At 61.8% G+C, this 10,904-nt stretch carries 8 protein-coding genes; 5 read left to right on the top strand and 3 right to left on the bottom strand.

Going from position 1 to position 10,904, the window contains the following annotated elements; translation table 11 throughout:
- Positions 1-352 precede the first annotated feature (352 nt).
- On the bottom strand, positions 353-2,248 hold the full coding sequence (locus DWQ09_08395; GenBank protein ID KAA3628426.1) for a tRNA uridine-5-carboxymethylaminomethyl(34) synthesis enzyme MnmG: 1,896 nt from the start codon (positions 2,246-2,248) through the stop codon (positions 353-355).
- A 193-nt stretch (positions 2,249-2,441) separates the two neighbouring features.
- Here DWQ09_08395 and DWQ09_08390 point away from each other — a divergent pair, with 193 nt between their 5' ends.
- The 4 genes from DWQ09_08390 to DWQ09_08375 are packed head-to-tail and all read left to right on the top strand — an operon-like array spanning position 2,442 to position 7,452.
- A complete protein-coding gene (locus DWQ09_08390) occupies positions 2,442-3,197 on the top strand; it encodes a TetR/AcrR family transcriptional regulator (GenBank protein KAA3628151.1) in 756 nt (251 codons plus the stop codon).
- On the top strand, positions 3,190-5,526 hold the full coding sequence (locus DWQ09_08385; protein KAA3628150.1) for a hypothetical protein: 2,337 nt from the start codon (positions 3,190-3,192) through the stop codon (positions 5,524-5,526). The genes DWQ09_08390 and DWQ09_08385 overlap by 8 nt, the downstream gene beginning before the upstream one ends.
- Positions 5,480-6,259 (top strand): outer membrane lipoprotein-sorting protein, encoded by a 780-nt coding sequence (locus tag DWQ09_08380; GenBank protein ID KAA3628149.1) that lies wholly within the window; start codon positions 5,480-5,482, stop codon positions 6,257-6,259. Before DWQ09_08385 ends, DWQ09_08380 begins: the two co-directional genes overlap by 47 nt.
- Positions 6,256-7,452 (top strand): hypothetical protein, encoded by a 1,197-nt coding sequence (locus tag DWQ09_08375; GenBank protein KAA3628148.1) that lies wholly within the window; start codon positions 6,256-6,258, stop codon positions 7,450-7,452. The genes DWQ09_08380 and DWQ09_08375 overlap by 4 nt, the downstream gene beginning before the upstream one ends.
- A gap of 58 nt (positions 7,453-7,510) precedes the next feature.
- On the opposite strand, the gene DWQ09_08370 is transcribed toward DWQ09_08375, so the two are convergent.
- Both DWQ09_08370 and DWQ09_08365 read right to left on the bottom strand, forming a co-directional pair.
- Positions 7,511-8,404: a DMT family transporter gene (locus DWQ09_08370; GenBank protein ID KAA3628147.1), complete on the bottom strand. Its 894-nt coding sequence runs from the start codon at positions 8,402-8,404 to the stop codon at positions 7,511-7,513.
- Positions 8,405-8,594: 190 nt separating this feature from the next.
- On the bottom strand, positions 8,595-9,827 hold the full coding sequence (locus tag DWQ09_08365; protein KAA3628146.1) for a cation:proton antiporter: 1,233 nt from the start codon (positions 9,825-9,827) through the stop codon (positions 8,595-8,597).
- A 72-nt stretch (positions 9,828-9,899) separates the two neighbouring features.
- Here DWQ09_08365 and DWQ09_08360 point away from each other — a divergent pair, with 72 nt between their 5' ends.
- A complete protein-coding gene (locus DWQ09_08360; GenBank protein KAA3628145.1) occupies positions 9,900-10,814 on the top strand; it encodes an AAA family ATPase in 915 nt (304 codons plus the stop codon).
- Positions 10,815-10,904 lie beyond the last annotated feature (90 nt).

Here is a 10,904-nt window from a genome sequence, read left to right as displayed (position 1 = left end):
CATTCGGCCGGATAACGCGGATACGCGGGCCGCGCTGGATGACGAAACAGCGACCCGGCTTCGCTATCAGCTCGTTTTCGCTGACCACCCGCACATCACAGATAAGCCGATTCCAGAATGCCTTGTCGGTGCCAGGCTGGAATGGACCCCCTGCAGGCGAGGCGTGGATTGTTACGCAAAAGGCATCGGTCCGGGGAGATGGGGTGTGACTGCGACGGTCGGCAGCGAATCAGCCTGGGAGAAACCTATCATGGGCCGTCCCTCCCTACGGCGCCTCCACAGAGGCGGATAGGTAATAACCGGAGTTTAGCAGGGTAGAGGAGCCGCGCCAGATAGAGGTTATCCGGTGCGCCTACTCGGCGAAACTGGATTCGATACGAGCGGTTTTCTTGAGATGTACCAGCAGCAGCGAGATCGCGGCCGGGGTGACCCCCGGGATGCGTCCCGCCTGACCCAGGGTAGCCGGACGATGCTGCGCGAGCTTGTGGCGCATCTCGTTGGAAAGACCACGTACCTGCAGGTAATCCAGCGTGGCGGGAATACCGGTCTCCTCATGGCGCCGGGAGCGTTCTATCTCGATCTGTTGACGGTCGATGTATCCCGCGTACTTCGCCTGGATCTCCACCTGTTCCGCGGCTTGGGGATCGACAATTCCCGGACCGGCTTCAGGCAACGCCATCAGTGAGCGGTAACTCACTTCGGGGCGGCGCAGCAGCTCCATCAGCGTCTGCTCGCGATTGAGGCGCTCGCCCATCCGCGACTGCAGGTCGTTGGCGGCCGCGCTCTGCGGCCGTACCCAGGTCTCGCGCAGCCGCTGCTGCTCGCGTTCGATCGCTTCGCGCTTGGCCGTAAAGCGCGACCAGCGGGTCTCGTCGACGATACCCAGCTCGCGACCGATGGGTGTCAGGCGCAGATCGGCGTTGTCCTCGCGCAGCAGGAGACGATATTCGGCGCGGCTGGTGAACATGCGATACGGTTCACTGGTGCCGCGGGTGATGAGATCGTCCACCAGCACCCCGAGATAGCCCTGGTCGCGACGCGGAAACCAGCCCTCGCACCCCGCCACCTGCAGCGCCGCGTTGAGTCCTGCCAGCAGCCCCTGGGCTGCGGCCTCCTCATAGCCGGTGGTGCCGTTGATCTGGCCGGCGAAGAAGAGCCCCGCCACTGCCTTGGTTTCCAGCGTGGGTTTGAGATCGCGCGGATCGAAGAAATCGTACTCGATGGCGTATCCCGGGCGGGTGATGTGCGCCTGCTCGAAACCCCGGATCGAGCGCACCAGTTCGACCTGCACATCGAAGGGCAGGCTGGTGGAGATGCCGTTGGGGTAGTACTCGTCGCTGCTCAGTCCCTCGGGCTCGATGAAGAGCTGGTGCCGGTCCCGGTCGGCGAAGCGCACCACCTTGTCCTCGACCGAGGGGCAGTAGCGCGGGCCGATCCCTTCGATCACGCCGGTATACATCGGTGAGCGGTCCAGGCCGTTGCGAATGATGTCGTGAGTCCGGGCGTTGGTATAGGTGATGTGGCAACAGACCTGGCGCGGGTGCTCATCGGCCGTGCCGAGAAAGGAGAAGACCGGCACCGGGTCGTCGCCCGGTTGTTCCGCCATTACGGAGAAATCGATGCTGCGACCGGCGATGCGTGGCGGCGTCCCGGTTTTCAGACGCTCCACGCGGAACGGCAGCTCGCGCAGACGGCGGGCCAGTGCGTTGGCGGGTGGATCGCCGGCGCGCCCCCCTTCGTAATTCGACAGGCCGATGTGGATGCGCCCGCCGAGAAAGGTGCCGGTGGTCAGGACGACCGCAGGGGCGGCGAAGTGCAATCCCATCTGTGTGACCACCCCGGTGACACGCCCCCCCTCAACGGTCAGGTCATCCACGGCCTGCTGAAACAGCACCAGATTCGGCTGCTGCTCCAGGGCGTGGCGTACCGCCTGCTTATACAGGGCGCGGTCGGCCTGGGCGCGGGTGGCGCGCACCGCCGGTCCTTTGCGTGCGTTGAGGATGCGGAACTGGATGCCGGCGCGATCCGCGGCGTGTGCCATCAAACCGCCGAGGGCGTCGATCTCCTTGACCAGATGCCCCTTGCCGATGCCGCCGATGGCCGGATTGCAACTCATCTGCCCCAGGGTCTCGATGTTGTGGGTCAGCAGCAGGGTGCGCGCACCACGGCGCGCCGCGGCGAGGGCGGCCTCGGTGCCGGCGTGGCCGCCGCCGACCACGATCACATCGAAGGTGTTGCTGGCGTTCATCGTTTTCATCACCCAATCGGGGCGCAAAGTATAGCGGAACCAGCGGTTTACAAAAATCTACCTCGACGACACACGGTAGCGAGTCCCAGCCGCTTTACTTCCAATTCCGATCCCGCACAAAAAATTTATTGACGGATCTGGCAGAGTTAACTTGAATTTGACTATTCGTCAATAAATGACCTTTCGTTAAATAATGAATATTATCAGCCGCAAGCAGCGTGAGATCCGGCAGCGCGAGGAGCAAATCCTCGAGGTCGCCAGCCGCATGCTGGGGGAGGTGGGTTACCTCGGCATCACCATGGACCGCATCGCCGCGGCGATCGAGTACTCCAAGGGGACGGTCTATCAGCATTTCGGCAACAAGGAGGAGCTGCTGATCGCGCTGATGATGCGCCGCAAGCACGAGATGGTGCGCCTGTTCCGGCTCGCCGCGGCCTTCGACGGCAGCACCCGCGAGCGCATCACCGCAGTCGGCGAAGCCTACATGCTCTTCACCCAGCTCTACCCGGTCGAGTTCCAGCACCTGCCGACGCTGCTCTCCCCCTCGATCTGCGACAAAGCATCCCCGAATCGCTGCGCCGAGCTGTCGGGGCAGGATCAGGAGTGCATGGATGTGGTCACCGCCGTGGTCGTTGAAGCCACCGCAAAGGGCGAGCTGACCCTGCCTCGTGACCTCTCGCCCGTCGAACTGGTGTTCGGACTCTGGTCGACCATGTACGGCGCACTCACGCTGATGCAGACCGCCATCCCTTTCCAGGAGATCGGCATCGCCGATGCCTATACGGCGCTGAGCCGCAACCTCCAGGCACTGCTGGACGGTGTCGGTTGGCAGCCCTACTCACACCAGTTCGACGGCCAACAGTTGGTAGCGCGGATCCACCGCGAGGTTTTTGCCAGCGAACTGGCGTCGCTGAACACAGCAGTATCAGAAGGAGCAAGCCATGGCTAAACGCTATGCGGAATGGATTGTGCGCCAGCGCTGGCTGGTGATGGCGTTGAGTCTGGCATTGATCGCCCTGACCGCGAGCGGCGCTCGACTGCTGAGTTTCACCGCCGACTACCGCGTCTTTTTCGGCGCAGAGAATCCCGAACTGCTCGCCTTCGAGACGCTGCAGAATACCTACACCAAGAACGACAACGCGCTCTTCGTACTGACCCCCAAAGACGGCAACGTCTTCACCCGCGATACGCTGGCGAGCATCGAGTGGCTGACCCAGCAGGGTTGGCAGACGCCCTATTCGATCCGTGTCGACTCGATCACCAACTTTCAGCATACGCGCGCCGCCGGCGACGATCTGGTGGTCGCCGATCTGGTCAGCAATGCCGGGCAGTTGAGCGATGCGGAGCTGGATGAGATACGCCGTATCGCCCTGGCCGAACCGCTGCTGGCCAACAAGCTGATCGCGCCCAACGGCCGCGTAACCGGCGTCAACATCACCGTTCAGCTGCCGGGCGTCGATACCGGTGTCGAGAATCCCATCGTCGTGAATTTCGTGCGCGATCTCGCCGATCAGCTGCGCGTCCGTGATCCCAATCTCGATGTTCGGCTGGTGGGCGTGGTGATGATGAACAACGCCTTCCCCGAGGCGTCGTTCGCCGACATGCGCACCCTGGTTCCGGCCATGTTCGCCGTGGTGATCATCACCCTGGCGCTGATGCTGCGCTTCGTTACCGGTACCGCGCTCACGGTGCTGGTGATCCTGGTCTCCATCACCACCGCCATGGGACTCGCCGGCTGGCTGGGGATCCGGCTCACGCCGCCCTCGAGCACCGCGCCCACCATCATCCTGACACTGGCGGTCGCCAACTGCGTACACCTGCTGGCCAGCTTTCTCTACGAGATGCGTTATCACAGCCGCGACAAGGCCACTGCCATCATCGAGAGCCTGCGCATCAACTTTCAGCCGATCTTCCTCACCAGCATCACCACCGCGATCGGCTTTCTGAGCATGAACTTCAGCGACGCGCCGCCCTTCCACGACCTGGGCAACATCGTCGCCATGGGTGTGATCGCGGCGTTCATTTTCTCTGTGACACTGCTGCCCGCGCTGTTGGTGGTGCTGCCGATCAGGGTCAAGCCCCGCGCTGCGAGCGCGGCACCGCATTCGATGGATCGGTTTGCCGAGTTCGTGGTGCGTCGCCGCCGTGCGTTGCTGTGGGGCATGGGTGCGATGATAGTCGGATTGGTGGCCTTCATACCGCAGAACGAACTGAACGACGAGTTCGTGAAATATTTTGACGAAAGCATCGAGTTTCGCCGTGCCACCGACTATGCCACCGAAAATCTCACCGGTACCTACTTCATCGATTACTCGCTCAAGGCGCAGGAGCCCGGCGGTATCAGTGATCCCGCCTTTCTCGCCAAGACGGAGCAGTTCGTGGAGTGGTGGCGCGCCCAACCGGAGACCACGCATGTCGCCACGCTGACCGACATACTCAAGCGTCTCAACAAGAACCTGCACAGCGACGATCCCGCCTGGTACCGCGTACCCCGCGAGCGCGACCTGGCGGCGCAGTATCTGCTGCTCTACGAGATGTCGCTGCCCTACGGATTGGATCTGAACGATCGCATCAATGTCGACAAATCCGCCACCCGCGTCACCGTTACACTGCCCAGTCTCTCCACCAACCAAACCCTGGAGCTCGAGCAGCGTGCCCAGCGCTGGCTGGCCGAGAATGCACCCGAGTTCACTGATGCCAAGGGCAGCGGTCCGGCCATCATGTTCTCGCATATCGGAGCGCGCAATATCCGCAGCATGCTGTTCGGCACGGCCGTGGCGCTGGTCCTGATTTCGATGATTTTGATCGTGGCGCTGCGTTCGCTCAAGATCGGCCTGGTGAGCATGATCCCCAACCTGGTGCCCGCGGGGATGGCGTTCGGTCTGTGGGGACTGCTGGTGGGCCAGATCGGCCTGTCGCTTTCGGTGGTCGCCAGTATGACCCTGGGCATCGTCGTCGACGATACCGTGCATTTCCTGAGCAAATATCTGCGTGCACGGCGTGAGAAAAACTTCGCTGCGCCCGACGCCGTGCGCTACGCCTTCGCCACCGTCGGCATGGCGTTGTGGATTACCTCGCTGGTGCTGATCGCCGGCTTTGGCATCCTGTCGCTTTCCGCATTCGAACTCAATGCGGGCATGGGACTGCTCACCGCGATCACCATCGCTCTCGCCCTGGCGGCCGACTTCCTGTTCCTGCCGCCGCTACTCATGAAGCTGGAGGAAAAACGCAATGAAACTGCGATCACTGCTGGTGCTGCTGACGCTGTTACCCCTTAGCATCGCGGCCCAGACCCCCGCGGAGCGGGGGCTTGCCATCGCCCAGGAATCCGATCGGCGCGACATCGGTTTTACCGACTCGCAAGCCGACATGGTGATGACGCTGAAGAACCGCCAGGGAGAAGAGAGCGTGCGTGATCTGCGCGTCAAGGTGCTCGAGGTACAGGGCGACGGCGACAAGAGCCTCACCATCTTTGACGAGCCGCGCGATGTGAAGGGCACCGCGTTGCTGACGTTCGCCCACGGGGCCGATCCCGATGATCAGTGGCTCTATCTTCCGGCACTGAAGCGCGTCAAACGCATCGCCTCGAAGAACAAATCGGGGCCCTTCATGGGCAGCGAGTTCGCCTTCGAGGATATCGGCTCGCAGGAGGTCGAGAAATACACCTACAAGTATGTTCGTGACGAAGCCGTTGACGGCAAGCAGGCCTTTCTCATTGAACGCTATCCGGTGGATGAGAACTCGGGATACACCCGCCAGGAGGTGTGGATGGATCAGGCCGAGTACATCCCGCTGAAGATCGTATACTACGACCGCAAGAACGAGCTCCTGAAAACCCTCGTCTTCAGTGACTATCAACAGTATCTCGGCAAGCACTGGCGTGCGGGCAAGATGCACATGGAAAACCACCAGACCGGTAAAAGCACCCTGCTCGAGTGGAAGAACTACCGCTTCCGCACCGGGGTCGACGCGGGCGATTTCAACCAGAATGCGCTGAAGCGTGCCCGATGAACAGGGCACGGCTTTTTCTGTTCGGCGGCATGACGCTCGCCGTCGCTGCGCTCCCCGCACACGGCGCGGAGTGGTACGGCAACGTGACGGCGCAATCACGCCTGTTCGACAAGACATCGAGCAGCGCGGACCAGAAACGCAGCTATACCTCGCTGAGCTTTGAATCCACCTTTTATCATCAATCGAACAGCGGCCGGGACCTCTTCGCCGTCACGCCATTTGTGCGCGTGGACGAACACGACGCCGAGCGCACCCATGCCGATCTTCGCGAACTGACCTGGGTGCGGGTCAACGACGACTCGGAGTGGCGGCTTGGTCTGCGCAAGGTATTCTGGGGGATGACCGAGGGGGTGCATCTCGTCGACGTCATCAACCAGACCGATCTGGTGGAGAACGTCGACGGCGAAGACAAGCTGGGCCAACCGATGATCAATCTCTCGCTGGTGCGCGAATGGGGTATTGTCGATCTGTTCATCCTGCCCTATTTTCGCGAACGCACCTTTCCCGCCAGCGATGGCCGACCACGCACGGTACTCCCCGTAGCCACTGAGTTGGCACAGTACGAGTCTTCCGACCAGGAGAATCACGTCGACTACGCCATCCGCTGGGTCCACAGCATCGGTGACTGGGATGTGGGACTCTCGTGGTTCAAGGGCACCAACCGCGATCCGCTGCTGCAGCCGGGGTTGAATGGTGCAGGCCAACCCGTGCTCGTTCCGCTCTACAAGCAGATGGAGCAGTTCGGCGTCGATCTGCAGGCCACCAAGGGTGATTGGTTATGGAAGCTCGAGGTCATCGACCGCGATACTCGCAGCACTCACTACACCGCGGCGGCCGGAGGTTTCGAGTACACCTTCATCGGCCTCTTCGACACCCAGGCGGATCTGGGCGTCATCGCCGAGTATCTTTACGACGAACGCGGGGTGAGCGCACCCACGCCGACTCAGGATGACATTCTGATCGGGTTGCGCTGGACGCTCAACGACACGCAATCGACCGAAGCGCTGGTCGGTGTGATACTCGATCGCGGCAGCGACGCCAGAATGCTCTCCCTGGAGGCCAGCCGGAGGTTGGGACAGGATTGGAAGGTGGCGCTGGAGGCGCGCTGGTTTACCGATCAGCCGACCGGCGATCCGCTCTATCCCAATCGTGACGACGATTTCGTGCAGGTCGAACTGTCGAGATATTTCTGAGCGGCTTCATAACTCGCGCCAGGGCTCGGCCCTGATTCGAATCGAACCTCCCTGACGCTCACCGGCTCCCGCGTCGCGCCAGGTAGATGCCGCACAGAATCACCACGCCCCCCGCACCCTGCAGAACGCCGAGTGCTTCACCCAGCAGCACCCATGCCAGTACCGCTGCGGTGGCGGGCTGCAGCAGCAGACCCACCGATGAGAACGAGGCGGGCAGATGGGCCAGGGCATAGGCGATAAGGCTCTGCCCGCCGGCATGGGAAACGATGGCCAAACCGGCCAGGATTCCCCAGCCATAGAGCGAACTGGTCCACAGGCTTTCGCCCGACAGCCAGGCCACCGGCAGCAGTACCACTGCCGTCACCACCCCGCTCCAGGTCATGATGGTGGGTGTGGAGAACTCGGTGCGCAGCCGTCCTACCGAAAGGATATAGCCGGCGTAGAAAACCGCGGTCAGCAATCCCAGGCCGTCGCCCCACAGGTGTTCGAGGCCGATGTTGAGGCTCGCGCTCATCAACACGCCCATTCCGGCCAGCGCCATGACCATGCCGATAAGAAACAGGCGCGATGCGCGAACACCAAACAGCAGCCACCCACCGATGGTCACGAACACCGGTGCCGCATTGGCCAGCAACGTGGCGTTGGCCACCGAGGTCAGCGCGATCGACCAGTGCCAGACCGCCAGATCGCAGGCAAAGAACAGCCCGGCAATCGACAAGCGCCAAAAGTCACGCACCGACCTCGGGCGGCGGTGTTTCTGCGCCACTCCGCGCTGGTCCCAACTCAGCCACAGCATCAGCACCGGCAGCGCGAGTGAAATCCGGTAGAAGGCCGTGGTGACTGTACCGAGCTCGCTGAGACGCACAAAGATCGGCGCAAAGGCAATGGCCAGCGCACCGCTAAAGAGAGCGATCAGCGCAAAGCGTCCTGGTGCGGGAGGGGCTGAAATCACACGTCGTCCATACGTGGGTTAAAGGATAAGCGGGCAGCTTAAGTTAGCGACTCAACCGCTGAACAGTGACAGTTGGCGCGCATTACCAGCCTAACAGTCGTGGCCGGATATGCCGCTGCGGATCAGTTGGCATCGAGTCGTCATCGGCCGACCCGCACTCGGCGGCTTCATAACCTCCCGGGCGGACGCCTCAGTTGCGGCGTAGACGATCCGATACGGCGATCGGTGTAGGGTAGCGAAGCACCACAAAATAAGAGGAGACGACGAATGTGATCAGCGTGGCCAGTTGGATGAGATATGAAGCCTTGGCACCTATGACCCCGGAACCCAGTGCAGTGATCGCGATCAGGAGCGAGAATTCGCTGATCTGACCCAGACGCACCCCAACCTCCAGCGATCGGCCGCTTGCCTCGCCGACCCGTTTGAGCAACACGCGAAATACCAGCGGCTTGAGGAGCAGCGCTGCGGCGGCCAACACCAACGCCGGTAACAACACCTCACCGATGACGCCCAGATTGAAACTCGCTCCCAACGAGAAGAAAAACATCACCAGGAAAAAGTCCCGCAGCGGGCGCAGGCTTTCGGCGATGAACAACGCTATGGGGCTCGAAGCCAGGGCAACCCCACCGATGAACGCACCGATCTCGTGGGACAACCCCATCACGCCAGCCAGCTCCGCCATGCCCAGGCACCAGCCGATGGCGATCAAAAAGATGTACTCCTGAATGGTGTCAAAGCGGGCAATCAGCGGTACGAGTACGTAACGCTCCACCAGGGCGGCGAAGATGACCAATGCTGGCAACGCAAGCGCCACCTGACCCAGCTCTCCCCACGCAACCCCGCCTTTACCCATGCTCTGCACGCCGAGCAGTACCAGGATGGCGATCAAATCCTGCAAGAGCAGGATACTGATGATGATCTCACCGGTATGCTGGTGATGCAGCACGGTGGTAGGCAGCAACTTGAGCCCGATGATGGTGCTGGAGAACATCATCGCCGCTCCAATCACCATCGACTCAGCCAGCGTAAAACCAAACACATTCGCCACCGCCACACCCACCGCGCCAAAGACCAGTGAGCTGAGCAGCGTCACCATGGTCGCCTTGCGCATCATGTTCCACAGTTCCTGCGGCTGCAGATCGAGCCCGAGCAGATAGAGCAGGAAGATAATCCCGATATCGGAGATCTGGGTGATCAGGCTCGGATCACTGATCAGGCCAAACGCGTATGGCCCCAGCGCGATACCCAAGGCGATGTAGGCCACCAGCAGCGCTTGCCGGGCGAACAGCGCCACCGTGGCGAGAACCGCGGCACCGGTAAAGATGAGGAAGATCGAATAGAAGACCGGATCACTGGTCACACGGGAAACTCCGGAAATGGGCCTGTTTGTGAAGCCGGTGCTAAACACGCGTCCGGTTGCCATTCATCATATACGATCCGGAATCTACGCATCGGAACCTATACTGAAGAGACCATCTTTAATTAAGGAGACTGCATGAAGGATCTCATCGATCGGCTGGTGTCCACTGCTGGCCAGATCATCGTCGGCAAGGAACCGACCATCCGCCTCGCCCTCGCCTGTCTGATTGCCCGTGGCCATCTCCTGATCGAGGATCTCCCGGGTGTCGGCAAGACAACGCTCGCCCATGTGTTGGCACGAACACTGGGTTTGCAGTTTCAACGCATACAGTTCACCAGCGATCTGTTGCCAGCGGATATCCTGGGTGTCTCGATCTACGAACGTCAAAGCGGAGTCTTCACCTTTCATCCCGGACCCATCTTCGCGCAGGTTATCCTCGCCGATGAGGTCAATCGCGCAACGCCCAAGGCGCAGAGCGCGCTGCTCGAAGCGATGGAAGAGCACCAGGTGACCATCGAGGGGGAAACCCGGCGCTTACCCGACCCCTTTTTCGTTATCGCCACGCAGAACCCGGCGCATCTGATCGGGACCTTTCCGCTGCCCGAATCGCAGCTCGATCGATTTCTGATGCGCATCGAGATGGGCTATCCCGATCCGGCGGCCGAGCGCGCGCTGCTCAAGGGCCGCGATCGCCGTGAACTGCTTGAAGAGCTGCCGCCCTGCGCATCGCCCCAGCAACTGTTGGAGCTGCAACGCGCCGCCAGCCTCATTCATGTCGCCGATCCGCTGGTCGATTACCTTCAGGCGTTGCTGGCGCACACCCGCAACAGCGATCATTTTCAGGGAGGATTGTCGCCGCGCGCGGGGCTTGCCCTGCTGCGCGGCGCCCGTGCCTGGGCACTGATGGCCGGCCGCCGCGAAGTGGTGCCCGAGGATCTGCAGGCGATACTTCCGGCAGTGGTGGGCCACCGTTTGCGGCGCCAGGACGACGGTGACCACAGCAACGCCCGAGTGGCCACCGAGCTGCTACAGGCAGTGGCCATTCCCTAAGGTACTCCGGGGTGGCGTTCTCACTGCACCGACCCGCGTTCATCCAGACTCGGCTGGAGCGATTGTTACGCCCGGCGACCCCCGCGACGC

The organism is Pseudomonadota bacterium (assembly GCA_008501635.1).
In the GTDB taxonomy this organism is placed as follows: Bacteria; Pseudomonadota; Gammaproteobacteria; order QQUJ01; family QQUJ01; genus QQUJ01.
This window is presented reverse-complemented; position numbering and strand designations above follow the sequence as displayed.